The following is a 25477-nucleotide window of genomic DNA, read 5'->3' on the forward strand; positions in this document are numbered from 1 at the left end:
GGACCCACCGCATCCCAGGAGACAACACCATGGCACTGAGCCGCCGCCCGTTTTTCGCCAGCATCGCCCTGACCTTCATGGGCGGCCTTTTCATCGCCGGTACCACCGCGCACGCCGAGGACTGGCCGGCCAAGCCCATCAAGCTCATCGTGCCCTATGCGGCGGGCGGTCCGACCGATGCCATCGCGCGCCTGCTGGCGACGAAGGTCGGCGCCACCCTGGGCAAGCCAGTGGTGGTCGACAACCGAGCCGGTGCGGGCGGCACCATCGGCGTCGATGCGACCGTCAAGGCGCCCGCAGACGGCTATACCTTCGCCCTGGTGGCGCCCGGCCCTCTCGCCGGCATGCCCAACCTGATGAAGGCGCCCTACGCGCTCGACGACCTCCAGTACCTGACGCTGGTGGCGAAGATCCCCAGCGTGCTGGTGGTCAACAGCAAGTCGGGCATCGATTCGCTCGAGACGCTGGTGAAGAAGGCCAAGGCCGAGCCCGACAAGCTGAGCTACAGCTCCGCCGGGCCCGGCACCACGCCGCACATCGGCATGGAGATCTTCAAGGACCAGGCCAAGATCAACATCCTGCACGTCCCGTACAAGGGCGCTGCACCGGCCATCACCGGCTTGCTGGGTGGCGAGGTGCAGGTGGCCATGGTGGACCTGCTGCCGGTGATGGCACACATCAACAACGGCTCCCTGAAGGCGCTGGCGGTGGCTGCCGCCAGCCGCGCGCCGCAGCTACCCGACGTGCCGACCACGGCCGAGAAGGGATTGCCCAAGGTCACGATGGAAACCACCTACGGCATCGTCGCGCCCAAGGGCGTGCCGGCCGCCATCGCGACGCGGGTGCGCGAGGCGTTCGTCTCCGCCGTCAACGCGCCCGAGATGAAGCAGCAGTTCCTGCAGCAGGGCGCATTGCCGGTTACCGCCACCGGTGCCGAGTACCGGCAGCTGATGCAGGCCGAATCGGCCAAGTGGAAGGACATCATCAGCAAGGCCAAGATCACGCTGGAGTGATGCACTTCCCGCTGGACGCCTTGCCATGAAGATCACCACAGCCACGCTGCAACCCTGCACGCAGGCGCTGGCCGACCCGCAATGGAAGTTCGCGCGCGCCCAGCTGCCGCGGCTGGAGGGCTGGGTGCTGCGCCTGTCCGATCAGGATGGGCATGTGGGCCTGGGCTATTGCCATGCCATCCCCGCCATCTCGACCCACGGCGCCGGCGCCGAGGCCGCCCTCGCCTTCCTGACGCGGGGGCTGGTCGGGCGGCCGGTGGACGACCTCGCCGGCACGATGGAAGAGATCGACACCACGCTGGCCTGCCAGCCCACCGTGAAGGCCGCGATCGACATGGCGCTGCACGAACTGCTGGCGCATCGCCTGGGCGTGCCGGTGCATGTGCTCCTGGGCGGCAAGCTGCGCGACGCAGTGTCGCTGTCGCGCATCCTGCCGATCAAGACGCCGGACGAGATGGCCGCCATGGCCGCCCGGCTGGCCGAAGAAGGCTACAGGCAATTGAAGCTGAAGCTCTCCGGGGACACCGACCTCGACGTGCTGCGCGTCGCGGCGGTGCGCGCCGCCGTCGGCGAGGGAGTGGCACTCACGCTGGACCCCAACCAGTCGTACAACGCCAAGCAGATGATCGCCGCCTTCGGCCGCATGGAGCGCTATGGCATCGCGCTGATCGAGCAGCCGGTGCCGGCTGCCGATGTCGCGGGCCTGGCCTTGCTGACGCGCACCTTGCCCGTGGCGATCGAGGCCGACGAAAGTGCCCAGAGCGTGCGCGACGTGTTCCGCCTGGTTTCCGAGCGTGCCGTGGACGTGATCAACCTGAAGCTCACCAACCTCGGCGGCATCCGCCGCTTCCTGCAGGCCGTGCGCATCTGCGAGGCCGGCGAAGTCGGCTGCCGCATGGGCGCGGCCTTCGGGCCCGCGCTGCTGCAGGCCATGAGCCTGCAAGCCGCCAGCGTGATCCGGCGCTTGCCGCATGCCTGCGAGCTGTCGGAGCACCTGCACCTGCAGGACGATCCTTTTACGCCGCTGCCGGTGCACGGCGGACAGCTGCGGCTGCCGGAAGGCCCCGGCTGCGGCGTGCGCTACAAGAACTGAGGAAGACATGAAGACAAGTATTCGCCGGAGCGCTGGCCTCCTCCTGGCCGCATTGGCCATCGGCGCCGCGGCGCAGGACTATCCCAACCGGCCGCTGCGCCTGGTGGTGCCCTTCGCGCCGGGCGGCGGCGCCGATATCGTGGCCCGTGCCGTGGCGGCCCCGCTCGGCAAGCGGCTCGGGCAGCCGGTGGTCGTCGACAACAAGCCGGGCGGCGGCGGCACGCTGGCCGCCGACCTGGTCGCCAAGGCGCCGGCGGACGGCTACACGCTGCTCTACACCACGCCAGGCCCGCAGATGACCAACCCCTACCTGATGGCAAGGCTGCCCTACGACGCGGTGCGTGACCTGGTGCCGGTGTCGGAAGTGGCCATCGTCCCCAATGTGCTGGTGGTGAACAAGGACCTGCCCGTGCGCACGCTCGAGGAGTTCATCGCTTACGCCAAGTCCCATCCCGGCAAGGTCAATTTCGCCAGCGCCGGCCAGGGCGCCAGCAGCCACCTGGCCGGTGAGTCGTTCAAGCAGGCGGCCGGCGTGTCCATCGTCCACATCCCCTACCGCGGCACCGGACCGGCACTGACCGACTTGCTGTCGGGCCAAGTGCAGATGGCGATCGACAGCATCGCGGTTTACAAGCCGCACATCGACAGCGGCGCCTTGCGCGCGCTCGGTGTGGCCACTCCCAGGCGCTCGCCACTGCTTCCCGACGTACCACCCATCGCCGACGAGCTGAAGGGCTTCGATGCGGCGCCGATCAACTACATCTCGGTGCCGGCGAAGACGCCGCAGGCGGTCATCGACCGTTTGAACCGGGACATCAACGCCGTGCTGGAGTCGAAGGAACTCAAGGAGCAACTCGCCGCCAGCGGTGTCGTTCCCCAGGGCAGCACGCCGGCCGAGATGGCCGCGCTGATCCGCAGCGAGGCGGCCAAGTGGAAGAAAGTGATCGAAGTCTCCGGCGCCAAGCTCGATTGATCCGAACAAGGAAAGGAACCCTCATGAACGACCTGACGCAACTCGAAGTGCGCATCGAGGACTTCGTCGCAACCCTCACGATGAACGCGCCGCCGGTCAACGCATTGACCCGCACGCTCAACGACGAACTCACGCTCGCGCTCGATCGCATCTCCGAGATGGACGAGGTGCGCGCGGTGGTGCTGACCGGCGCCGGCAATGTGTTCTGCGCCGGCGCCGACCTCAAGGGCCGGGCCTCGGTGATCAAGGGGCCGGGCGACCTGCCGGCCCATTCGCGCCGCACCCGCGAGTGCTTCCATGCGATCCGCGAATGCGCGAAGCCGGTGGTGGTCGCCATCAACGGCGCGGCCCTGGGTTCCGGCCTGGCCATGGTGGCTTCGAGCGATGTGCTGATCGCCTCCGAGAAGGCATCGCTGGGCCTGCCCGAAGTGGACGTCGGCCTGCTGGGCGGCTGCCGCCATGCCATGCGCCTGTTCAGCCACTCGCGCCTGCGCCGCATGGCACTCACCGGCATGCGCGTGGACGGCGCCGAGCTGTACCGGCTCGGCGTGGTGGAGGCTTGCGTGCCGCCCGAGGCGCTGATGCCCAAGGCGCTGGAGATCGCGCGCACCATCGCCTCGAAGAGCCCGGTGTCGACACGGATGGGCAAGCACACCCTGAACGTGATCGAGGACATGAGCCTGCGCGACGGCTACCGCTACGAGCAGGACATGACGGCGCAGATCGGCAAGACCGACGATGCCAGGGAAGCGCAGCGCGCCTTTGCCGAGAAGCGGGCGCCGGTCTTCACCGGCCGCTGAGGCGAGACCCGCTCGGCCTTCCTGATGACGCAGCCCGCGGTGGCCTCGCCGAGGCCTCTGTCACGAGCGCACCGTAGAGTTGCGCGCGGGCGCATCACAGGGTTGACGCCGGGGCGCTAGTCGGGCGGCACGGCGACTTCGAGAATGCAAGGCATCAAGGAGATTCGCCCCATGAGCACTGCCACCGGCCCGCTGTCCCACGTCAAGGTTCTCGACCTCAGCCGCATCCTCGCCGCCCCCTGGGCGGGCCAGATCCTGGCCGACCTGGGCGCCGAAGTCATCAAGGTCGAACGGCCCGGCACCGGCGACGACACCCGCACCTGGGGCCCGCCCTTCCTGAAAGACGCCGAGGGCCATGACACCCGGGAAGCCGGCTACTACCTCGCGGTCAACCGCGGCAAGCGTTCGATCACGGTCAGCCTCGAGAAGCCGGAAGGCCAGAAGATCGTGAAGGAGCTGGCCTCCCGCGCCGACATCGTGCTCGAGAACTACAAGGCCGGCACGCTGACGCGCTATGGCCTCGACGAGGCCTCGCTGCGCGAGATCAACCCGCGCCTGATCTACTGCTCGGTCACCGGCTTCGGCCAGACCGGCCCGCGCCGCGACCAGCCCGCCTACGACTTCCTGATCCAGGCCATGGGCGGCCTGATGAGCGTGACGGGCGAGAAGGACGGCAAGCCGGGCGGCGGACCGCAGAAGGTGGGCGTGCCCATCGTCGACATCATGACCGGCATGTACGCCGCGGTGTCCGTGCTGGCGGCGCTGGCGCGGCGCGACCGGACCGGCGTCGGCGACACCATCGACATCGCCATGCTCGACGTGCAGGTCGCGACGCTCGCCAACCAGGCCATGAACTACCTGGTCTCGGGCAAGGTGCCGCGCCGCAACGGCAATGCCCACCCCAACATCCAGCCCCAGGACGTGTACGCCTGTGCCGATGGCGATGTGATCCTGGTGGTGGGCAACGACGGCCAGTTCGCCAGGCTGTGCCAGGTGTTCGACCAGCCTGAGTGGGCGGCCGACCCGCGCTTCGCCACCAATGCCCAGCGGGTGCGCAACATCGGCGAGCTGTCGGCGCTGCTGCGCGACCACTTCGCCGAATGGGAGCGCGAGAAGCTGATCGCCGCGCTCGACGGCGCCGGCGTGCCTTGCGGGCCCATCAACACCGTGGCCGACGTGTTCAAGGATCCGCAGGTCAAGGCGCGCGGGCTGCTGCGCCACGCGCCGCATCCGAGCGGCGTGGATGTCCCGCAGGTCGCCAGCCCGATGCGTTTCAGCGGGGAGGCCCTGCCGGCCGGCAGCGCGCCGCCCGTGCTCGGCCAGCACAGCGAGGCGATCCTCTGCGAACTGGGCTACGGCGGCGCCGACATCGATGCGCTGCGGAAGGCGGAGGTGATCTGATGGCGGCCTCCCTGACCCTGCACTGGTCGCCCAAGTCACCCTACGTGCGCAAGGTGATGGTGTGCGCGCATGAGCTGGGCCTCTTGCCGCAGCTGAAGCTGGTGCGCTCGGTGGCTGCCATGCTCCGGCCGAACCCCGAGGTCATGGCGGTCAACCCGCTGTCCAAGATCCCGACGCTGGTACGCGAGGACGGCTCCGTGCTCTTCGATTCGGTCGTGATCTGCGAGTACCTCGATGCGCTGGCCGGCGGAACGCTGTTCCCCGCGGAAGGCGAGCGGCGCTGGCAGGCGCTGCGCTGGCACGCCTTCGGCGACGGCCTGCTCGATGCCCTGATCCTGTGGCGCAACGAGCGCGAGCGCCAGGTGCCGCTGCAGCCGCTGCTGGAGGCCTTCGAGCTGAAGACACACGCCTCGCTAAGCATGCTCGATGCGGAAGCGGCGTCGCTCGCGTCGGAGCCCTTCTCGATCGGCCAGGTCACGGTGGGCTGCGCGCTCGGCTACCTCGACTATCGCTTCGACGCCTTCGGCTGGCGGGCGCAGGCACCGCGCCTGGCGGAGTGGTTCGCTGCGCTGTGCGAGCGGCCCTCCTTCGAGGCGACCCGGCCGGTCGATGGGTGAGAGGATCAGCGGTAGAGGCTTCCGGCATTGGTGCTCAGAACCTGGCGCACCACGGCATCGCTACCCGCCCATTCCATGAACATGTCCAGCAGTTGGACGGGATCCGGAGCCGGCGTCACGCGCAGGTGGGGCCAGTCACTGCCCCACACCAGCCGCTCCGGATTGGCGGCGATCATCTTCTGCTGGAACTCGCGCCCCACCCCCCAGTCGCTCTCGTTCAACAGGTTGCGGTAGGCGCACAGCTTCACCCACACTTTTCCGGTCTCCAGAAGGCCGAGCAGGGCCCGGAAGCCGGCGTCGTCGACGCCTGCCTTCGGATCGAAGCCGCCCATGTGGTCGATGACGAGGGGGACCGGCAGCGCCCGCAGCTGCGCTGCGATCTCGACGAGTGCGCGGCAGTCGGTCCAGAGCTCCGCATGCAGCCCCACATCGGCGAGCCGGGGCGCGAGCGCGTGCAGGTCGGCCAGCGACGCGCTGCCCGCGAAGTTGCCGCCGGCGCCGCTGCGATGACTGAAGCGGGCGCCACGCACGCCCTGCGCACGCAGGTTCGCCAAGTCAAGAGAACTGCCGGGCCGCACCACGACCACGCCACGCAGCGCAGGCTGAACCGCCAGTGCATGCAGCAGCAGCGAATGGTCATCGCCATAGGCGCTGGGATGGACCAGCACGCCGTTGCTGAGGCCGAGGCGTCGCAACAACGCGGTGTACTGCGGCTCGATCGCCTCCGGCGGCGTGTAGCTGCGCTCCGCCGCCAGGGGGAAGCGTTCGTAGGGGCCGAAGAGGTGGGCGTGGCAGTCCCAACTGCCCGGCGCGTCGGCGGTGTTCATCGGAGCGCTTCGTGCTGCGGCAGCGGGAAGGCAGGCTGCACACCTTCGGGAAGCGGAATCTCGTGGCAGTTGAGCGTCATGGCGACCATGGTGTAGTAGCCGATCAGCGCCGTGAGTTCGACCACCGTGCGCTCGCCGAAGCGCTGCAGCACCGCGGCATACGTCGCGTCCGACACCGACTTGTCGCGGTTCAGCTCCACCGCGTAGCGCCACACGCGCGCATCGTCATCCGACATCCCCGGCGGCTTGGTCTGCGCCAGCAAGGCATCGATGATGAGCGGCTCGATGCCGGCCTTCTCGCCCTCGAGGCGATGCGCGTACCACTCGAAGGGCGAGCGGCAGGCGCGCCCCGTCACCAGGATGGCGATCTCCGACAGCCGCGGAGGCAACGAGGTGCCATAGCGCAGCAGCGCGCCGAGCGCCTGCCACCGGTCTGCGAGTTCGGCGTTGTGCAGGACCGCGCGCAACGGTCCCTGGATCTTTCCGCGCGGGCCGGAAACGATCTTCTCGTACACCGCCCGCTGGGCAGCGTCCATGGTGTCTGGGGAAGGGAGTGAGATCCGTGGCATGGCATGTTCCAGAGGACGCGACCGGAAGGTCGGCACGATGTGGCCATCATAGGCAACGACGCCGCGCCGGCCTCGAAGTCGACGGCAACGCTGCTATGCGGAAACTCGCAAGGCGAGGCAGTCGACCCGTTGCGCCCGTGGTCTTGGATGCGAGGTGGGGCGATGGGCCTGCCAAGAGCGACGGTCACGATGACCATGCGCGACGCGCGGTCGGACTTGCAGCAGCACTCAACAGCAAGACGTCGCGCGCCGGGGCTTCAGCAAGGCGGACACTCAACTCGCCCCCGAGAAGGGGTAGCGACTTCCTGCCGGCTTGATGGCCTGAGGCATGGGCGTGACCATGACACTTGCATTCTCTTGGGCCATGGTCTCTTGCGTCGCCTCGGGGCCGAGATAGGCAAGGCGTGCAGTGCTCACGTGCTTCCCAACCTCCAGCGTGATCATGACGGGCGTACGCACCGGCATGTTCGTTTGCTTGGCCGTGACGAGGATTTCGTTTCCCGCGGCCGAAAGGCGGGCCACACTGTCGTCATTCAACTTCACCGCGTACACGAGATCGAGCCGGTTGCGACCGACAACCCGGTATTCGCACCGCGCGTTGCTCGGGCAAGAAGGTCGGGCGCCATCCACGGGCGTCTCCCCGCCAGCCCTCACGCTGGAGATCTTGGCCGTGACGGTTGCATAACCGACCCCCCGCACCGGCGGGAGTTCCAGGGACGAGGCCTGAACTCCGTCCGGGCTCAACACCTGGAGATGCACGGCAGACGCTTCGCTTGCCGGTTCCTCCGACACTGATCGAAGAATACTGCCGGGTATTGCGACTGGACTCGCGCGCACGGGAGACTGTGCAGCAGCGGGTTGATGCTCGGCTTGCTTGAAAGCCCCGCTTTCAGGCGAAGCTGTCAGGCCCAGCGGCGCCAGAACAACGCCTGGCGCTTCGCTGCTCCCGCCGCCACAGCCGAACAAGACAGGCAGGATCGCGAGGGCGCTGAGCCTGACGGTCCAGCGGAGGAAAATCGACATGGCAGTTCCATGGAGAAAGAAAGATGGCCGGGGCATGACGCGCCCCGGCTCATCCCGATCAGATGGCTGGCGGCCAGATCTTGACGGCCAGGCCACTGTAGACGGCGTTGAGCGCTACGCTGGAGGAGGTCAAGGACACTGAAGTCCATACGCCGTCCGTCCCCTGATTTCCCGGGCACACGCCACCAACGACGGGAACGCTGCCCGTGGACGTCGGGGTTCCCGAGAAGCCTGTCAGGTTGAACCCCGTGATCTGATTTCGAACCCGGACGTCATACGCAATCGTGCCGGCCACACCCACCGTCGTGGTGTGCCCGACATTGTGAGTCTGCTCTCCGCGGGTTCCTTCGCCGGTGGTCCAGGTGCAGACGGCGGTATAGACCTCGGATGCCACATACGTGAACGTCACGCCCGCTGCCCTGGCTTGCAATTGCGCGTTGTTCCAGCCGAAGGCCAGTTGCACATCGCCTTTGCCGGCGAAGCCGGTACCCGTTTCCGGGTTGAAGGTCACCGTTGCACTGGCGAGGCCTGCGGCTGCCATCAATGCCAAGGCGGCGCTCATCTTGAATAACTTCATCTGCTTCTTCTCCAACGGGTCCGTGTTGCTGTAGGTGGTGCGCCGGCCCAAGCGCATTGGCACTTTAGTTGTACTTCCGACCGATTCAGTGCCGGCAACGATTTCTCTGCAATGAATAGGGCAAAAGTTCACACTCAGTTCGATCGGACATCGAGCACGTCAGTGCCCAGGTCAGGCAAATGAGCCAAATGTCATGGGTCGGACCTCACGATGCTGAAGCCGGGAGCAACCAACTGCGACGGCATCGGGCCGGTGGAACCGGACGGAAACAGGACGGCCGATCCTGGCCGTTGTGGGCTCCTGGCGACAACGACGACAAGTCTCGTGGTACGTGCGAAATTGCTCGGGTTGCGGCGGGCAATGCAGCTCACAATTTCTTCCATGCCCTCCCCTCGCCTGCCGCTCTGGTATCGCCATTCCTGGTGGCTTCCAGGCGCGTACTCCGCATTCGCGGTCGCGCTCGCGGCCTCGGCGCTGAACCCTACTGAAGGTAGCGTACTGCTGCCTCTGGCGATCTTGTGCGCGCTCCCGTGGTCACTGGTTCTGCTCTTGCTGGATGTCGAAAGAGGACTCGCGGACATCGGCGCAGTCATTGTTCTGCTCGGCCTGTACGCAAACGCTGCGCTGCTATGGTGGTCGATCGCCCTCCTGCGCGCGCGTTTCCGCGAACGGCAAAGCGCGGATCTGCATGCTGCCGAAGCCTGACCAGTCCTGAAGGATGAGCTTTCTGCCGTGCGCCGTAAGACCGGATGGACTAGCGATTCAGCCCGCACCCTACAGGCTGTGATTGCACCTGCCTACCGGCTGAATCGCGCCGACTGGACAGACTGCCTGCGGTGCCGCGAGGGCAGCATCAGCGGTGCGGGGCCGCTCGGAACAATGCCTCGCCAACAGACATCAAGGACGACTCCAATGAAAACACTCCTCACGCTCACGGTGGCTGCTTCCTGTTTCGCCATGACCGGCGCCTTCGCAATGACCAGGAGCGAATACAAGGTCGCCAAGGAAAAAATTGAAGCCGACTACAAGCTGGCGAAAGCGAAGTGCGACGCACTGAAGGACAACGCCCAGGATGTCTGCATGAAGGAAGCCAAGGGCAGGGAAAATGTTGCCAAGGCGGAGCTGGAGCAGCAGTACAGGCCCAGCGCGGGCCACGCGCGCAAGGTTGCCGAACAAAAAGCGAACATGAGATACGAAGTGGCCAAGGAAAAGTGCGATGACCAGGCTGGCGACGCCAAGGATGCCTGCGTCAACCAGGCCAAGGCCGATCACGACAGGGCGAAGGCATCCATGAAGAAGACGAAGGGCTGAGCCGCTGGCCCGCATTCTTGGCAAGGGCGTCGATGGCGTTCTTGTCCCTTTCTGCCAGATGCGCCTAGCACGGCTGTCAGTTCGCCGGGCCACAACTGCACAGTGTGAAGAACTCGCAGGGAGGCGAACGCAATCCTTCCCGATCCGACAGACCACGATGTACGGCGTGCCGCGAACGACCTATGCGCGATACCGAACAGACGGAGTGCGCGCTTCCGGTCACAGTGACTGATGCGGCCTTTTCGAGCTCAATCAGGGGCCGGGCGTGTGCACCTCGCTCCAATCTGCGCTGTTCGCATCACTCACTGAAAGGTGGACATCATGAAAACATCCTGGATGACGGCTGCGGCCATCAGTTCCCTCTTGACTTTGGCCGGATGTGCCGGGACCGGCCCCAACCAGCAGCTCGGCATCGCCGGCGGAGCGGTCGGCGGCGCGGTGCTTGGCAATGCGATCGGCGGCAATGCAGCTTCTACATTGGGAGGAGCCGCCGTCGGTGGCCTGATCGGCAACGAAGTCGGGAGAAATGCGGACGAGCGCAACTACTACAACAACCGTGGCTACTATCCAAACAACGGTCCACGCTACTGAACGCTTCCGCTTTGACAGAGACGTGCCACCTGGCACGTTTTTTTTCGCGATCCATTCGTCGCAGGCATTCCCTCGCATCTGTTTGCATCAGGCACTCGACCGGGTCGCGCGCCGACCGCATTGGCGTTTGTACGCTTGCGCACAGACGCGAGTGAAAAGTTCGACGATATTGGCCTTGGCGACAGAAAAGAGGAAACAAGAATGATCAAAATCGGCGTCGTGGACGACCACGCCATCGTGCGCTCCGGCTTGCGCCAGTTCTTCTCGGAGTACGTCGATCTGCGCGTGACGGGCGAAGCCGCCAGTGGTCGTGAAGCGATCGAACTTGTGCGCACCACGGAACTCGATGTGCTCGTGATGGATCTCGCGATGCCCGGGCAAAGCGGCATTGACGCGCTGGCGATGATCCATGCCAAGGCGCCGGACGTCGGCGTCCTCATCCTGAGCGGCTACCCCGAAGAGCACTTCGCGATGAACCTGATCCGCCAGGGCGCGAGCGGCTACCTCAACAAGGAATGCGAGCCGATGGAGATCGTGAACGCGATCCGCGCCATCTCACGAGGCCGCCACTACATCACGCCAGGTGTAGCCGAATTGTTGGTGCGCCAGCTTGACCAGAAGGACGACGCGGCACCGCATGAGCAACTGTCGGAACGCGAATTCCAGGTCTTCCTCAGGCTCGCCAAGGGCGAGACGACGGGAGACATCGCCAAGACCCTGTCCCTTTCCGTCAAGACGATCAGCACCTACCGCACGCGGCTGATGGAGAAGCTGAATCTCTCCTCCAACAGCGAGCTCACGTACTACGCCTTGAAGAACAAGCTGATCGATTGAGCCTCTGCGCAACTCTCATCCGGCTTCAGGACCGGTTGAACTTCCATTTCCATCGTTCGCTCCTTGGCATTGATGGGTGGGGAAAATTCCCATACGGCGGCCGAGCCGTACGGACGGTCTGTGCGCCAACGCACAGACGGCGTGTGCAGCGCGTTCTACAAGTAGTCTTTGAATCTCCGTGCGAGCAATACATGGCCCATGACCCCGATTTCGTTCTTCTTTCTATCACGGGTGGGAGGTTCGCGGCAGCCTGGCGCACGTTTCCTTTGGCGCACCGTGGCAGCGGGGGCCATGCTGTACTTCGAAGAGGCTTGTGACATGAGGATTGCTCAGATCGCACCGCTTTACGAAGCGGTACCACCACGCCTGTATGGTGGTACGGAGCGGGTCGTGGCCCATCTCACCGAGGCGTTGGTGGAGCAGGGGCACGAGGTCACACTCTTCGCATCCGGCGATACGGTGACCTCGGCCAAACTGGTCGCCACGCGGGCTCTGCCGCTGCGGCTCGATTCGGCGCCGCTGAAGTCTGACCTGGCGAGCCACCTGACGCTGCTGCACGAGGTGCGGCGACGGGCCCACGAGTTTGATGTGCTGCATTTCCATATCGACTTGCTGCACTTTGGGATGTTCGAGCACATGCCCGAGCGCACGCTGACGACGCTGCACGGTCGACTCGACATTGCGGACCTTCTGCAGGTGTATGAGCGCTGGCCCGACTACCGCCTCGTGTCCATCTCCGACCATCAGCGCACGCATTTGCCGAACGCGAATTGGTATGCGACCGTGTACCACGGTATGAGCCCGCGAGGCTATCAATACAGCGCGCAAGGCTCGGGTGGGTATCTTGCGTTCCTGGGGCGCATCTCGCCCGAAAAGCGGCCCGACCGCGCGATCGAGATTGCCAAGGCCGCTGGCGTTCCGATTCGAATCGCCGCCAAGGTGGACGAGGTCGACCGCGCCTATTTCGAGCAGCGAATTCGGCCGCTGCTGGACCATCCCCTGGTGACTTACATCGGGGAGATTGGAGACGAGCTCAAGAGTGACTTTCTCGGCCAGGCCCGCGCGCTGCTGTTCCCAATAGACTGGCCTGAGCCTTTTGGGCTGGTGATGATCGAGGCGATGGCCTGCGGCACCCCTGTTATCGCTTGGCGCTGCGGCTCGGTGCCCGAAATCGTGGAACCTGGCATCACCGGCTGGATCGTCGACGATATCCGGCAGGCGGTCGCTGCGGTCGATGCGGTGCGCCATTTGCCACGGGCGCGCATTCGCGCCACGTTCGAACAGCGTTTCACGGCGCACGCCATGGCAACGCGTTACTCGCAGCTGTATTGGCAACTCGTGCGAGCCAGTCGCAGCGGGCATCTGGAAGGCGAAGCCGCATGAGCGCATCACGACCTGGCAACCCAGGCCACACAGGCAAGGAGATCCATCGCCACAGGATGCCTGGCCAGCCCCGCTAAGGGGCATCTTCCGAAGCGCCGCAGTGTGTCGAGAGGCGTTCCTCATCTTTTGAATCGCCTGGCGAGAACGGTTTCTACTGTGCGCTAGCGCACGGACGAATGTCATGGATCGGTCCATGCTTATGGTTGACAGTCCGCCGGCGCTGGTAGAGGTCGCTTTTGCACTCGCCCGCAGTGGGCGGTTCCTCGATGCTGACGACTGTCCCTATCATCGCCTTCGTGGCTCGCCACAGGGCCGCTCCCAGGCGTGAACCGAGGGCGGGCGGTCGATCCATCCCATCTGGAGTTCAGTCATGTCACAGGCGCCTTTTTTTCACGAGGCTTCGCGCACCGTGCGCTTCTGGGTTCAAGTCGACACGCAGTGGATCGGTGCCAGCATCGGCAAGGAAACGCTGCACTACCGCTACCGTCCCGATGGCCGTGACGAGGATCCGATGGAGACCTACCAAAGCCATGCAGAGGACATCGAGGCGGCCGTTCGCCGCCGGCTGGCTCAAGGTGCCAGGGAACCGGTGATGCTGCGAGAGTTCGACCTCCCTGTGGCTTAGGCGTTGGTGCTGACGATCCGATCGATAAGGTCTGGTGCCCATGTGCGGCAACGAACAGGCTGGCGCCAACAGGCGCAGCTGTTTGCCGCGCCCTAACTAATGGAATCCGACCCAGCCCAGGAGCAGTGACGCCCATGCAACTATTGGAGCGCCTCTGTTCGGATCAGCGCAACAGTTCCGCGTAACTGTGCCGGTCGGCGGCATAGCACCCGCACGCTATTGCCTCGAGTCCGCCACGGTCGAGCACCGTCAGGTCGCCGCGGTGGTATTCGATCAATCCGCTTCGCTGCAAGGCACTGGCGGCCGTCGTGATCCCGACCCGACGCACGCCGAGCATGAGTGCCAGGAACTCGTGCGTCACATGGAAACTGTCGGAGTGGGCACGGTCCTGGCTCATCAGCAGCCAGCGCGCCAAGCGGGGACCGATCAGATGAAAGCGCAGGCATGCGGCCGAGCCGGCCAGTTGCGACATCAATACGTAGATGTAGCGGTTCAGGCTGCGCCGCAGCGCCGCGCTGCGCACCAGCTCGCCCTTGAAGTCGGCCGTGGCGATGCGCCATGCCGCGCCCGGGCCCTGCACCATCGCATGCAGCGGCACCGTGGGTACGCCCAGTACCAGCTGCGCACCCATCATCCCCTCACGGCCGACCAGGCCGACCTCCAACCCCGCATCGCCGTCGATCTGCGCCACGAGCGAGATGAAGCCGTCGATGGGGAAGTAGACATGCCGGGTTGGCTCGCCGGGCTCGCACAGGACCTCGGCCATCACCAATTGAACGGGCTCGCACAGGGCCAGCAAGCTTCGGCGATCGTGACGCGGAAGCAGTTCGATGAGATGGTTCTCGACAGTGGCCACGGGGTTCTCCAGCTTGCTGCGGCCACTTCAGGTGACGCAGGATCGCATTGCCATCGGACACATGCCCGACAGTGCCACCAGTCTGAGGCAGCTGCCTCAACGTGACTGTCTGGTGGCGCACAGAGCAGCAAACAAGGACTCAGCTCGCCAGCTTCTCCGGTAGCAGCCGGTCGTACTCCTTCTTGACTACGCCATAGCACTCGCACGTACGCTCCTCCAGGCCAGGCCGGTTCAGCACCGAGATGCGCCCGCGCGCGTATCGGATCAGGCCGGCTTGCTGCAGCTTCAGGGCGCCCTCTGTCACACCCTCGCGGCGCACGCCGAGCATGTTGGCGATCAGCTCCTGCGTCATCACGAGTTCGCTTCCCTGCAGGCGGTCCAGACTCAGCAGGAGCCAGCGGCACAGCTGCTGGTCCAGCGAATGGTGCCGGTTGCAAACCGCGGTTTGCGCCATCTGCGTAATGAGCGCCTGGGTGTAGCGCAGCAGCAGATGCAGCACCGGGCCGGCCTGATCGAACTCTTCTTTCATGACCTGAGCCTTCAGCCGGTAGCCTTGGCCCGCACTCTGCACGACCGCGCGGCTCGGCGTGGATTGGCCCCCCATGAACAGGGAGATGCCGACGATGCCTTCGTTGCCGACGACGGCGATCTCCGCCGAGGCGCCGTTCTCCATCACGTACAACAGCGAGACGATGGATGTGATCGGAAAGTAGACGTGGCTCAGCGTGCCACCCGATTCGTACAGCACCTGGCCCAGCGGCATCTCGACCCATTCAAGCTGAGGCCGCCAGCGCCGCCATTCGCCGTCCGGCAGCGCCGCGAGCAGGCGGTTTTTCCTTGGGTCTGGCGAAGCGGTCATCAGGGTTCTTCCGGTGGGTTCGGCATCGAGAATGGCCGACGCGGTTCTGCTCCAAGCTTACAGAGAATCGGCAGCAGATGCGTGCCTGCCGGCTCCCCGTGGAAAGCGGATCAACCCGCCGGCAGGCACTGCACCGCGCCTGCCGATGCCAGCGCTTCCCGGTGCACCCACCGTGCTCTGTCGGGCGGATCGACGCCTTTGCCGTCCGCCTCGTGCAGATCGAATTGACGCAACACGACCGGTTCGACCGAGCCTTCCGCAACGCGGCGGTGAACAGCCGCGTCGATCTCAGACGCATGAAGTTGATAGGTGTCGAGTGGATCGTCGTTGTCGGCGGTCGGGCGATAGCAATCGTGCAAGGTCTCTCGCCGGATGCTCGCGTTCACCAGGCGCGCGTCGATGAGCACCCAAAATGAAACGGAGCGCAACAGTTCATCGAAGAAGGGCGCGTGTTCGAGGGGGGAGGCCTCCGAACTGGCTTCTCGGACATCGATCCAGCGTGCGGCTCTTTGTTCGATCGCACGAATGGCATCGCAGCCGTTGGCGAATTGCCTGCACGACATGATGTGGCACTTGCAATCGTCACCGACAAATAGCACCGCGCCCGCCGCCACGGTGCCGTCGATTGAAACGGATGTGAGATGGCTGCGTATTTCCCATCCGCGATAGGGAAGCCGGGTGGAGCTGAGGTCGTATTCCATGGTGATCTGTTCGGATTCGGGCTGCGCCCATGTCACCCTTGTAGAGTGCGCGACATCTTCTGTCGGTTCGCTAGCGTACCGACGGAATCCGTGTGGGCTCCTATAAATGGCGCAGAGGTGATCGCCGGCTCGAGTTTGCGGTCTCTCCGGCCAGTGCGGCCCTCATCGCGCGCTTCGTGCAGTCGCCGGAACTTGCCGCGAGCACGCGCAGACCCTCATGGGCATCGCCGCGGAAGCACAGGCCCAGGTAGCCCAGCAGATGGAAACAGCCACGAAGATGGCGAGCCAGGCGCAGGCCAAACAAGGCCTTCACTGATCCTGTTTTCCGAGATCTTCGTCGCCTCGCCCCGGCTGTTCCGCATGCACACCGTAGGGCGCCAGGGTGGTCAGTCGGCTGTCCTGCACCGGGCCACCGACCGTGAAGTGATAGAGCGACTGGAAGGCCAGGTCGCTGAAGCCGAACACCCGGTGCATCGGGTCGTCGAAGAAGCAGCCGATGCCCGTGCCCCGGATGCCGGCGGCTTCGGACTCGAGGTACAACACCTGCCCGATGATCCCGGCTTCCCAAAAGAGCGGGCAATAGAACCAGGGCCCGTGCGTGAAAAGGGCGTCCCGATACTCGGCGATCATGCCGAGCGAAAAGACCCCGTCGCCAGCGATGTCCTGCATGCAGCTCACTTGCGTCGCGAGCTGTCTTGCATCGCCGCTTTCCAGCTTGCGAAGGGGAAGGTCCGCCGGGCATCCGGGTGGGCTGGACCAGTCGAAGTGTCGATGCATGGCACCCTTCAGCTTCTCCAGCTTGCCAGGGTCGCGGACGAGCACGTACAGCCCCGGGTCGAGTGCGTCCACCCGATGAACGAACATCGCGAGGTGGATGCGCGGCTCCCAGGCCATGACGTCCCAGGGCGACGGCCGACGGTTCGCTTCCAGATCCACGCGCGGCATCACGCGCGCGAGCATGCCGTAGAAGCGCTCGGCCGTGATCGAGGTCCGGCCGTCGCAGGCCAGCAGGCTTCGCCGCTGACGGATGATCCGGCCGGCCGGCGGTCCGTCCGTAAGCACCGCATGTCGATGCGCTGGAGCGGGCGCGTCGAACAGCGCCAGGCCCGCGTGCGCTCCGATCGCTTTGCGCGAAGCCAGTGCCACCTCGTCGATGGCGGTCCAGGCGACCGGGTCGTCGCGGCTGAGCCGGTTCGCTTTCCCGCACCAGCCTTGCTGCTTCGCGAGCTCGCGCGCCAGCAGCGGATCGAGGCCGAGCGGCAGCGTGCGCTGCGCGCCTGCACACCATGGCCCGGCCGAGTCGTTCGGCCAGACGAGCATGACGAGTTCCGGCTGTTCGCGCTCGGCGCCTGCGAAATCCTCGGCACGGTCGAGCCCCAGCAAGGCTTCGATGGTCTCATCGGCCACGCCGTGCAACACGACAGCGCTCCATCCGAGGGTCGCAGCGGCGATGCGAAGCGTGGCGATGGCATGGCCCACGTCGTGTTGGCAATAGCGGAACGCTCGCTCGCCGTACTTCCAGGCTTCGCGCCATAAGATCGATGAGAGGCCGACCAGAAAGGCCTGCGGGGGAAACTCGCGCATCAACTGGGCGAACCAGCCGGCGGAGCCGGTCGTGCGCCGTTCCAGAGCGTGCACCCTCGGCGCGTAGTGGTACAGGCCGGGCGGGGGCGCCAGGCCGGGAAGCGCGCCGATCAGCAGGTAGCTCTCGGTGGGATGCAGGTTGCCGCTCGAGGGGTTGCTGCGCAGCGCCCAGCGTGTGTCACCTGCCTGCTTCCAGCCCGACAGTGCAAGCGCGTACTCGAACAGCCGCGACAGCGAGCGCAGGGTGAGGGGCGCGCTCGGCACCGCACCTCGCCGAAAGATGTCCTCGTACGGAGGTGACAGCGGCTCCTCGTCCGCGCCGAGGATGGGCAACTGCGTGAGCGGCGCTCCCTCGTAGCGGCGAAACGGATTGGGTTGGTTCACCCAATCCAGGGTGACCGGGAGCGTGGGCATAACGGTGGAGATGGTGCTTGGTGCGTTCGTGATAGCGCAGCACCGCCTCGAGCTTGTCGGCGTCGTGCATCTCAGCGCCGGCCCGTGGTTGCTAACGGGAGCATCGTCTCGCCCTTCATGCTGGGAATGGAAGCACCACCCTAACGCTGGCGAGCGAGTTGCTCTGTGCGATGCCGCACAGATCGCCATGCGCCTGGCGTCAACAGACCGGGGCAATGCGCAAGAACGGCGTTACATTGTCCGCAAGGTGTTCAATTTGGAGTTCCGATCTTCATGGCCTTGACTGCGACATCGCCCCGCTCCGCTTCAGCGCACAACGGCCTCCTGGAGGTGATGCCTCCGGATGTGTGGGCCGAGGTGGCACCCCTCCTCGAACTGGTTCCGCTCCGGTTGGGCCAGGTTCTCTACGAATCGGGGGTGGCCCAGCAGCACGTGTACTTCCCGACCGACTGCATCGTTTCGCTGCTCTATGTGCTCGAGAATGGGCAATCCGCCGAGATCGCTGTCGTGGGGTTCGAGGGCATGGTCGGTGTCTCGCTCCTGATGGGCGGGGGCAGCACGCCGAACCGCGCGGTGGTGCAAAGTGCCGGCCATGCGTTTCGCATGGGCGCCGGCCACGTCAGGCAGCTGGTCGAGAAGGGAGGGCCCTTGCTCCACCTCCTGCTGCGCTATACCCAGACACTCATCACGCAGATGTCACAGACGGCCGTCTGCAATCGACACCATTCGCTCGAACAGCAGCTGTGCCGCTGGCTCTTGTTGAGCCTCGACAGACTGCCGGGCAACGAACTGGTCATGACGCAGGAACTCATTGCCAACATGCTCGGCGTGCGGCGAGAAGGCGTGACGGAAGCGGCCGGCAAGCTGCAGCGGCTGAATCTGATCCACTATTCACGGGGTCACATCACGGTTCTGGATCGTCCGGGTCTGGAACGGCACGTGTGCGAGTGCTACGAAGTGGTGAAGCGCGAGACCGCGCGCCTGCTCCCCCACGAAATAGCGACCTGATCGGGCGAACGCGGCAATCGCTCTCACCGTGCGCTAGCGCACAGACGATCGTTATCGTTTGGCTAGCATCGCAGGTGCGGCGTCTTGATGGCTTCCGGGATTTCACCGGAGTCACCGTCGTCTTGCCTTGGACCTTGCGAAGAAAGCGGAATTGGTGCACTGCGTGCGTTTTCCCGAACGCTGCGCTGCTACGACTCACTGCTGGAGAGATGAAATGACACTCGGAACAATTCTGCTGATCATCGTGGTCCTGCTGCTCATCGGCGCGATTCCAAGCTGGCCCCACAGTCGGGGATGGGGCTACGGTCCCAGTGGCGGCATCGGGCTGGTGCTGCTGGTCGTGGTCGTCCTGTTGCTGCTGGGCAAGATATAGCCGCGGCTGATCGCACGGGCGAGATCCTCGCTCTCAGGAGCAGTTTCCACCTTGTCGGCCTGTTCAGATTACCGGGGCCAGCTCGGTTCGTCGGGTATCCGATGCTGAGGGTCAGCCGATCAGTGAAAGGCCGAGTCACTTGGACGTTAGGTGGGACATAGCAAGCTTCAAACCTTGGTCAAAGGCATCTTGCAAGCTGTTTGCCCGGTGGCTTGTCGGCAGTTCGGTCAAGCGATCGGCGTGTCCCTGGCTGTGGTGAAGATACACGTGAAACAGCCACTCGTCGGCATCGATGCTGTAGCCGGCAATCACTTCAATCCGGGTGCCTTGGTACGTGCCCTGAATAACGTGACGCGGGCCAGTTTCGGTTTGCTCAAGATTCTCAACGCTTTCCATTTGCGCCTCCCGTAGGCCATCGCAGTATGGGTCTTTTCTGCCTGCCAGTCCAACATGCGAGGGGATGCAATGCCTGCGCTTCCGGAACGATGTCGAGACGATCGATGCTTACATCCGCAGTACATGCGGTGTCGAAAGGGCAGGCATACTGATCTGAGGCCGTCCCTGGCGCCTTGACATCTCGCTTCCGCCCCCGTGCGTCACCCCTCGTCACTCGCAGAGGGGCAATCGGAGCACACATCGTGTCATTGCGAACTTGGCAGCTGGCGTGACAGATGCCCGCCGTCGTCGATCGGCGGAAGTGCGCCAGGCCTCGGCTCCGTTCCTGGCAGCGGTCCCTTGGCGGAGCCGCGGGCTGCGCGACATAAGAGTTGCATTTTGTGGTTACTGCGGTGTAACCGCCATGAATACTCGAGGAGATGACCTGGCTGAGCAGACTTGTCGAAGAAGGCCTTCGCCGTCGCGCATGCCTCAACGCGACGGACCCAAGTTTTGGTCGAGCTTGCCCCGTTGTTCGAGCGACGTTTCCGGCAACGTCACGAAGGGGCCGTCATGTTCACCCGTTGCCTCATCCGCGTGCTGTTGTGCATCGCTGTCGTTCCCGCCATCTCCGAGGAGCCGGTGCCAGCCCAGGATCGCGTGTTCCTGAGCAAGGCCGAAATCGAGAGAACCTTGATTGGCAAGGCCATCGTTTCGAACAATCTTGTGACCGGAATGATTTCGCGCTGGGAATTCCATTCGGACGGCCACGTCGACTTTGTCAACCTAAGCGGCCCCGGCAGCGCGTCGGGTAGGTGGAACCTCAAAGCCGATGGCCATATGTGCGTCACGATGCTGATGCAAACAGGTTGCCGCTACTGGTTCACAAAAGACGGTGCCATCGCCAATGCGAATACCAAGGGACCGGATGCCCCGACGGTGGCCCAGATACGGTTTGAATAGCACGGCGAGTTCGGCGATCCATCTCAAGAATCCCCGTCGGAATTGCGAATCAAGGCGCATCATGGGGCTCATGAACATCCATCTTGGTTTTGAAATCGCCTACAAGTTTCCCCAGCCGACGCCGATGATCCTGACCCTCAGTATTCATTACTCGCGCGCCTCGGACCTTCTGCACCCTGACCATCTGCTCACGACGCCGGCCGTACCCACCACCGCGTACCGCGATCTGTTCGGGAACTGGTGCACACGCCTGGTCGCCCCCAGGGGCCGCTTCGTGTTGGGCGCGAATACCGTGGTCCACGACAGCGGGGAGACGGACCTCGTGGTGCCCTCGGCGCCGCAGACGCCGGTGGAGTTGCTGCCCGAGTCCACCCTGCTCTACCTGCTGGGCAGTCGCTACTGCGAAACCGACCTGCTATCCGATTTTGCTTGGCAGCGCTTCGGGAGCGGCCCGACAGGCTGGGGCCGCGTGCAGGCGGTCTGCGATTTCGTGCACCAGCACATCGAGTTCGGCTACCAGCACGCGCGGCGCACCCGTTCGGCTTTTGAGGCTTTCAAGGAAAAGCAAGGCGTGTGTCGCGACTATGCGCACTTGGCGGTCACGCTCTGTCGCTGCCTGAACATTCCCGCGCGCTATTGCACCGGCTACCTCGGCGATGTCGGGACCCTGCCGCCGTACGGCACGATGGACTTTGCGGGCTGGTTCGAGGCTTTCCTGGGCGACCGCTGGTACACCTTCGATGCGCGCAACAACGTGCCCCGCATCGGCCGCGTACTGATTGCGCAGGGGCGCGACGCCAGCGACGTGGCGTTGTCCAGCACCTTCGGCCCCAACGAGCTGGACGGATTCAAGGTCTGGTGCGACGAGGTCCAGTGATTCCCCCCGCGTTCGCATGGCAAGCCATTCAGATGGGCTGCTGTTCGTTTGCATCCGGAGGATCTGTGCAAACGCGCCTCTGAAACCGGTCTTCTTGTTCGCTTGGCCCGAGGGAGTGCTGGGTCGCAATCGGCCTTGAGCAACGTGCCTTGCTCCCTGTGGTCTGCCATCCCTGGCCGACCGGACCGCACTTTCCCCATTCGGGCAAGCTCCGATGCATGATCCTTTAGGGCATAAAAACGGCGCTAGCGAGCATCGTAATTTACATTCCCGGATCTTAAAGTTGCGGCTCCTACCAACGAAGAGCCCAACCATGAGTGATATTCCTGCCATCGAATCTCCCAGCGGCGCCAACGCGAACGCCCGCGCCCGGGTCCAGGACGGAATCCCTTCGGCCAACCCCATCGTCGAAACCATCCTGAGTCGGAGCGCCGCCAAGTACTACGACCCGGCCGCGACCTTGAGCGACGAACAAATCGGCGAGCTGGTGCGTATCACCACCACCGCACCGACGTCCTTCCACTTGCAGAACTGGCGCTTCATCGCCGTGCGCACGCCCGAAGCCAAAGCTCGGTTGCGTCCGATTGCTTGGAATCAGCCCCCGATCACGGACGCTGCCGTCACCTTCATCATCTGCGGCCAGTTGGCCGATGCCAGCGTGATTCCCCGGCGCCTGGCCCCGTTGGTGCAGGCGGGCGTCATGCCGGCGACGATGGTGCCGGAGTGGGAGAACCCCGCTCGCAGTCTCTATGACGAGGACCCGCAGCAGCAGCGGGACGAGGCGGTGCGCACAGGCGCCATCGCCGCGACGGCACTGATGTACGTGGCCCGGTCTTGGGGACTGGGCTCGACGCCCATGATCGGTTTCGACGCCGAAGCGCTGATCCGCGAGTTCGCGCTGGCCGAGAACGAAGTGCCGGTCATGTTGGTAACCGTCGGAGCGGAGCGGCCGGGAAATTGGCCGCAAAAGCCGCGCCGTCCGGTGGCCGATGTGCTGGATCTCGTATAGCCAGGCACAGACCCTCGCCCCCCCGATTTCCCAATCTTTGAAAACCCAAGGAGCCTGCGATGCCCAGAACACTACCCACGCCGCGACAAGTGCCGGCAGAGTCGAAACCCACCCTCGATATGTTCACCAAGAACATCGGCTTCACCCCGAACATGATGGCCACCTTCGCGCTGAGCCCGATCGCGTTCAACGCATGGGCCACACTGCTCGGCTCGCTGAGCAAGGTGCTGGACGTGAAGACGCGCGACAGCATCGGCCTGGCGGTCTCGGAAGTGAATGGGTGCGACTACTGCCTCACGGTTCACAGCTTTACGGCCGAGCGGATGGCGAAGATGTCAGCCGACGAAATCATCCTCGCTCGGCAGGGACATGCCACTGATTCGAAGCGGCACGCTGCCGTCCAGTTCGCGCGCAAAGTCATCGAGAGCCGCGGCAGAGTCAGTGACGACGATCTGCAAGCCGTTCGCGATGCTGGCTACACGGATGCGCACGTCATCGAGATCGTCGCGCTGGTGGCCATGTACTCTCTGACGAACTTCTTCAACAACTTGTTCGATCCTGAGAAGGACTTTCCCGCCGTTGCCCCGGCCGGCTCGATCTGAATGCAACCCATAAGGAGAGATCTCATGAAAGCGATTGTTGTGACGGACCCGGCTGCCGGAAAAGCCGGAATGAAGCTGGTGGAGCGTTCCGACCCTGTGCCTGCGATCAACGACGTCGTCGTTCAGGTTCATGCGTCGGGATTCGTGGGCACTGAGTTGGCGTGGCCTTCGACCTGGACCGATCGCGTCGGCCGGATCCGAACACCGTCCGTCCCGGGACACGAACTCGCCGGGGTCGTCACCTCTCTCGGCTACGGCACGACGGGACTCTCGGTGGGCCAGCGGGTATTCGGCATCACGGATTGGTATCGCGACGGTACCCTGGCGGAGTATGTGGCGGTCGAGGCCCGCAACCTGGCGCCGCTGTCGAACGACATCGACTTTACCGTGGGGGCCAGCCTGCCAATCTCGGGTCTCACCGCGTGGCAGGGACTGTTCGATCATGGCCGGCTTCGTGCTGGCCAAAGGGTACTCGCCCATGGCGCTGCCGGGGCTGTGGGATCCATCGTGACGCAACTCGCGCGTGAGTTCGGTGCCTATGTCGTGGGTACGGGGCGCGCCGCTGACCGTCAGGCTGCGCTGGATTTCGGCGCGCACGAGTTCGTCGACCTCGATCACGAGGTCCTTGAAAACATAGGCGGAGTGGATCTGGTGTTCGATCTCATCGGTGGCGAGATCGGGGAACGGTCCGCGCGCATGGTGCGGACAGGAGGAACGCTGGTCTCCGTCGTCGGGCCTTCGGAAGTGCGGCCCACCGACGGCCTGGCGGTCGACTTCGTTGTCGAGTCCGACCGTACACAACTGGGTGAGATCGTCCGGCGGGTCCGGGACGGACGACTGCGGACGCACATCGGTAGGGTCGTGCCCCTCGAAGATGCTGTCACTGCCTTCAACCGCACCGAGAGGATCAATGGGAAGACGGTCATCCGGATTCGTCCGTGACGACCTGGCAGGAGCGCAGTTCCGTGTCCCTCGCGAATGATCAGAACGGCGCTGGTCGGCTTGGCGGGCGATCGTCTTCAGGAGAATCTGATTTGCGGTCGCTTCCTCTACATCGGCGATCTGTTGCGACGGCCAATGCGATTCTATTTTTCGAACAAGTCCCGAGATTCCCATGTCCGAAGTCGATTGGCTGAGCCAGCTACTGCGAATGATCACCGTCACAGGCAGGCTGGAGGTCCGCTGCGCTTACGGCGTGCCTTGGCGCGTCTCCTGGCCCCAGGCCGCGGCAGACGAGATTCCCTATCACATCGTGCTCAAGGGCCGGGCCATTCTCAAAGACTCGAAGTTGGAGACGATCACGGAGCTGGTTGGCGGAGACATTGTGCTGCTGCCTCATGGCTCGGAGCACGTGCTGGACGACGGCAGTGGACGGGCCCCGGCACCCACACACAATCGCCGAGATTCTGCAGGTTGGATGCTCAGCGAGAACGATGGCTCGGGCGAGCGTCTGGATCTCTTGTGCGGCAGGTTCTTCGTCAGGCAACCGCATGACCGCTTGGTTCGCGATTACCTGCCCACGAATGTTGTCATACGGGCGTCCGACGGCAATGCCGACGAAGGTGTCAGCTCCGCTTCGCAGCACCTGACCGGTCTGATGAATCTGATGCGGCTGGAGTCGACCAGCGGCAAATTGGGCGGAAATGCCGTGCTGAACGCGCTGTCCTCTGCGCTGTTCACAATCGTCTTGCGCGCAGCCAGCGAATCCGAGCATGCGCCCGCTGGCTTGCTGGCGTTGGCCGGTCATCCTCGCCTGGCGCCGGCCATTTCAGCCTTGTTTGCTGATCCGGCGCGCCCCTGGAAGCTGCATGAACTGGCCGACTTGTGCAGCATGTCGCGCGCTACCTTCATGCGGCACTTTCAGGACAAGCTGGGGCGCTCGGCGATCGACCTGTTGACCGATATCCGCATGACCCTGGCCGCCAACGAGTTGAGGAAGCCGGGGATCACGACCGCGGCCGTAGCCGAGTCCGTAGGGTATCAATCCGAGGCGGCATTCCGGCGTGCGTTCGCCGAATGGATGGGAATGACGCCCGGGCAATGGCGCCGTTCGGCCAGCGAGGGTCAATAGTGGCGAGCTCTCTTTTATGGGGTCGCTGGAAGTGCCGCTCCTCGAACCCGAACTTTGTGCCGGCGCGATCAGATCAACGCAGCAGACCGAAGTCTTACGGTCAGCGTCTGGCGATCACGCACTGGCCTTGAATCCGGCCTCGGGCGAA

General features: G+C 64.5%; 29 protein-coding genes. 20 read left to right on the forward strand and 9 right to left on the reverse strand.

The window, feature by feature from the left end:
- Positions 1–29 precede the first annotated feature (29 nt).
- The 6 genes from J2739_RS10555 (at position 30) to J2739_RS10580 (ending at position 5897) form a co-directional block, all read left to right on the forward strand.
- Complete coding sequence (locus J2739_RS10555; protein WP_309901280.1) at positions 30–1013, forward strand: Bug family tripartite tricarboxylate transporter substrate binding protein; 984 nt, start codon at positions 30–32, stop codon at positions 1011–1013.
- 25 nt (positions 1014–1038) lie between these two features.
- Complete coding sequence (locus J2739_RS10560) at positions 1039–2106, forward strand: mandelate racemase/muconate lactonizing enzyme family protein (RefSeq protein WP_309901282.1); 1068 nt, start codon at positions 1039–1041, stop codon at positions 2104–2106.
- Between the two features lie 7 nt (positions 2107–2113).
- Positions 2114–3079, forward strand: a complete 966-nt coding sequence (locus J2739_RS10565) for a Bug family tripartite tricarboxylate transporter substrate binding protein (RefSeq protein WP_309901285.1) — start codon at positions 2114–2116, stop codon at positions 3077–3079.
- 23 nt (positions 3080–3102) lie between these two features.
- The gene (locus J2739_RS10570; RefSeq protein ID WP_309901288.1) at positions 3103–3879 is read left to right on the forward strand and encodes an enoyl-CoA hydratase/isomerase family protein; all 777 of its coding nucleotides are present in this window, start codon (positions 3103–3105) and stop codon (positions 3877–3879) included.
- A gap of 171 nt (positions 3880–4050) precedes the next feature.
- Positions 4051–5280, forward strand: a complete 1230-nt coding sequence (locus tag J2739_RS10575) for a CaiB/BaiF CoA transferase family protein (protein WP_309901289.1) — start codon at positions 4051–4053, stop codon at positions 5278–5280.
- Positions 5280–5897, forward strand: coding sequence for a glutathione S-transferase family protein (locus tag J2739_RS10580; protein ID WP_309901292.1), 618 nt, complete (start codon positions 5280–5282; stop codon positions 5895–5897). Before J2739_RS10575 ends, J2739_RS10580 begins: the two co-directional genes overlap by 1 nt.
- A gap of 5 nt (positions 5898–5902) precedes the next feature.
- Here the strand turns inward: J2739_RS10580 and J2739_RS10585 are convergent, their stop codons facing one another.
- The 4 genes from J2739_RS10585 to J2739_RS10600 form a co-directional block, all read right to left on the reverse strand.
- Positions 5903–6724, reverse strand: a complete 822-nt coding sequence (locus tag J2739_RS10585) for an amidohydrolase family protein (RefSeq protein ID WP_309901294.1) — start codon at positions 6722–6724, stop codon at positions 5903–5905.
- Positions 6721–7260: a carboxymuconolactone decarboxylase family protein gene (locus J2739_RS10590; protein ID WP_309901296.1), complete on the reverse strand. Its 540-nt coding sequence runs from the start codon at positions 7258–7260 to the stop codon at positions 6721–6723. Before J2739_RS10590 ends, J2739_RS10585 begins: the two co-directional genes overlap by 4 nt.
- Before the next feature lie 306 nt (positions 7261–7566).
- Positions 7567–8316, reverse strand: coding sequence for a hypothetical protein (locus J2739_RS10595; RefSeq protein ID WP_309901298.1), 750 nt, complete (start codon positions 8314–8316; stop codon positions 7567–7569).
- Between the two features lie 58 nt (positions 8317–8374).
- Positions 8375–8893, reverse strand: coding sequence for a hypothetical protein (locus tag J2739_RS10600; protein ID WP_309901300.1), 519 nt, complete (start codon positions 8891–8893; stop codon positions 8375–8377).
- A 210-nt stretch (positions 8894–9103) separates the two neighbouring features.
- On the opposite strand from J2739_RS10600, the gene J2739_RS10605 reads away from it, so the two are divergent.
- The 6 genes from J2739_RS10605 (at position 9104) to J2739_RS10630 (ending at position 13637) form a co-directional block, all read left to right on the forward strand.
- Positions 9104–9598 (forward strand): hypothetical protein, encoded by a 495-nt coding sequence (locus J2739_RS10605; protein WP_309901302.1) that lies wholly within the window; start codon positions 9104–9106, stop codon positions 9596–9598.
- Positions 9599–9805: 207 nt separating this feature from the next.
- Entirely contained in the window at positions 9806–10204 is a 399-nt protein-coding gene (locus J2739_RS10610) for a hypothetical protein (protein ID WP_309901304.1), read from the forward strand.
- Positions 10205–10525: 321 nt separating this feature from the next.
- The gene (locus tag J2739_RS10615; protein ID WP_309901306.1) at positions 10526–10795 is read left to right on the forward strand and encodes a glycine zipper domain-containing protein; all 270 of its coding nucleotides are present in this window, start codon (positions 10526–10528) and stop codon (positions 10793–10795) included.
- Between the two features lie 201 nt (positions 10796–10996).
- Positions 10997–11629 (forward strand): response regulator, encoded by a 633-nt coding sequence (locus J2739_RS10620; protein WP_309902112.1) that lies wholly within the window; start codon positions 10997–10999, stop codon positions 11627–11629.
- 318 nt (positions 11630–11947) lie between these two features.
- Positions 11948–13012, forward strand: a complete 1065-nt coding sequence (locus tag J2739_RS10625; protein ID WP_309902114.1) for a glycosyltransferase family 4 protein — start codon at positions 11948–11950, stop codon at positions 13010–13012.
- Positions 13013–13382: 370 nt separating this feature from the next.
- Positions 13383–13637, forward strand: a complete 255-nt coding sequence (locus J2739_RS10630; RefSeq protein WP_309901308.1) for a DUF1488 family protein — start codon at positions 13383–13385, stop codon at positions 13635–13637.
- 163 nt (positions 13638–13800) lie between these two features.
- Here the strand turns inward: J2739_RS10630 and J2739_RS10635 are convergent, their stop codons facing one another.
- The 4 genes from J2739_RS10635 to J2739_RS10650 all read right to left on the reverse strand — a co-directional run bounded on the left by J2739_RS10635 (position 13801) and on the right by J2739_RS10650 (position 18051).
- Entirely contained in the window at positions 13801–14493 is a 693-nt protein-coding gene (locus J2739_RS10635; protein WP_309901310.1) for a Crp/Fnr family transcriptional regulator, read from the reverse strand.
- A gap of 139 nt (positions 14494–14632) precedes the next feature.
- On the reverse strand, positions 14633–15352 hold the full coding sequence (locus J2739_RS10640) for a Crp/Fnr family transcriptional regulator (protein WP_309901312.1): 720 nt from the start codon (positions 15350–15352) through the stop codon (positions 14633–14635).
- A gap of 110 nt (positions 15353–15462) precedes the next feature.
- The gene (locus J2739_RS10645; protein ID WP_309901314.1) at positions 15463–16053 is read right to left on the reverse strand and encodes a hypothetical protein; all 591 of its coding nucleotides are present in this window, start codon (positions 16051–16053) and stop codon (positions 15463–15465) included.
- 309 nt (positions 16054–16362) lie between these two features.
- Complete coding sequence (locus tag J2739_RS10650; RefSeq protein WP_309901315.1) at positions 16363–18051, reverse strand: SagB family peptide dehydrogenase; 1689 nt, start codon at positions 18049–18051, stop codon at positions 16363–16365.
- 273 nt (positions 18052–18324) lie between these two features.
- Here J2739_RS10650 and J2739_RS10655 point away from each other — a divergent pair, with 273 nt between their 5' ends.
- Both J2739_RS10655 and J2739_RS10660 read left to right on the forward strand, forming a co-directional pair.
- Positions 18325–19059 carry a Crp/Fnr family transcriptional regulator gene (locus J2739_RS10655; RefSeq protein WP_405053868.1) on the forward strand — a complete coding sequence of 245 codons (735 nt, stop codon included), beginning with the start codon at positions 18325–18327 and terminating at the stop codon, positions 19057–19059.
- Between the two features lie 214 nt (positions 19060–19273).
- Positions 19274–19432, forward strand: a complete 159-nt coding sequence (locus J2739_RS10660) for a DUF3309 family protein (RefSeq protein WP_309901317.1) — start codon at positions 19274–19276, stop codon at positions 19430–19432.
- A gap of 135 nt (positions 19433–19567) precedes the next feature.
- On the opposite strand, the gene J2739_RS10665 is transcribed toward J2739_RS10660, so the two are convergent.
- Positions 19568–19828, reverse strand: a complete 261-nt coding sequence (locus tag J2739_RS10665) for a hypothetical protein (protein ID WP_309901319.1) — start codon at positions 19826–19828, stop codon at positions 19568–19570.
- A 438-nt stretch (positions 19829–20266) separates the two neighbouring features.
- Between J2739_RS10665 and J2739_RS10670 the strand changes: the two genes are divergently transcribed.
- The 6 genes from J2739_RS10670 to J2739_RS10695 all read left to right on the forward strand — a co-directional run bounded on the left by J2739_RS10670 (position 20267) and on the right by J2739_RS10695 (position 25329).
- Positions 20267–20770: a hypothetical protein gene (locus tag J2739_RS10670; RefSeq protein ID WP_309901321.1), complete on the forward strand. Its 504-nt coding sequence runs from the start codon at positions 20267–20269 to the stop codon at positions 20768–20770.
- Between the two features lie 61 nt (positions 20771–20831).
- Positions 20832–21647: a transglutaminase-like domain-containing protein gene (locus tag J2739_RS10675; protein ID WP_309901323.1), complete on the forward strand. Its 816-nt coding sequence runs from the start codon at positions 20832–20834 to the stop codon at positions 21645–21647.
- Positions 21648–21960: 313 nt separating this feature from the next.
- Positions 21961–22656: a nitroreductase family protein gene (locus tag J2739_RS10680; protein ID WP_309901326.1), complete on the forward strand. Its 696-nt coding sequence runs from the start codon at positions 21961–21963 to the stop codon at positions 22654–22656.
- A 59-nt stretch (positions 22657–22715) separates the two neighbouring features.
- The gene (locus J2739_RS10685; protein ID WP_309901327.1) at positions 22716–23258 is read left to right on the forward strand and encodes a carboxymuconolactone decarboxylase family protein; all 543 of its coding nucleotides are present in this window, start codon (positions 22716–22718) and stop codon (positions 23256–23258) included.
- A gap of 24 nt (positions 23259–23282) precedes the next feature.
- Positions 23283–24200, forward strand: a complete 918-nt coding sequence (locus J2739_RS10690) for an NADP-dependent oxidoreductase (RefSeq protein WP_309901330.1) — start codon at positions 23283–23285, stop codon at positions 24198–24200.
- Between the two features lie 172 nt (positions 24201–24372).
- A complete protein-coding gene (locus J2739_RS10695; RefSeq protein WP_309901332.1) occupies positions 24373–25329 on the forward strand; it encodes an AraC family transcriptional regulator in 957 nt (318 codons plus the stop codon).
- Positions 25330–25477 lie beyond the last annotated feature (148 nt).

Source organism: Variovorax soli (assembly GCF_031454625.1).
GTDB classification, from domain to species: Bacteria; Pseudomonadota; Gammaproteobacteria; order Burkholderiales; family Burkholderiaceae_C; genus Variovorax; species Variovorax soli_A.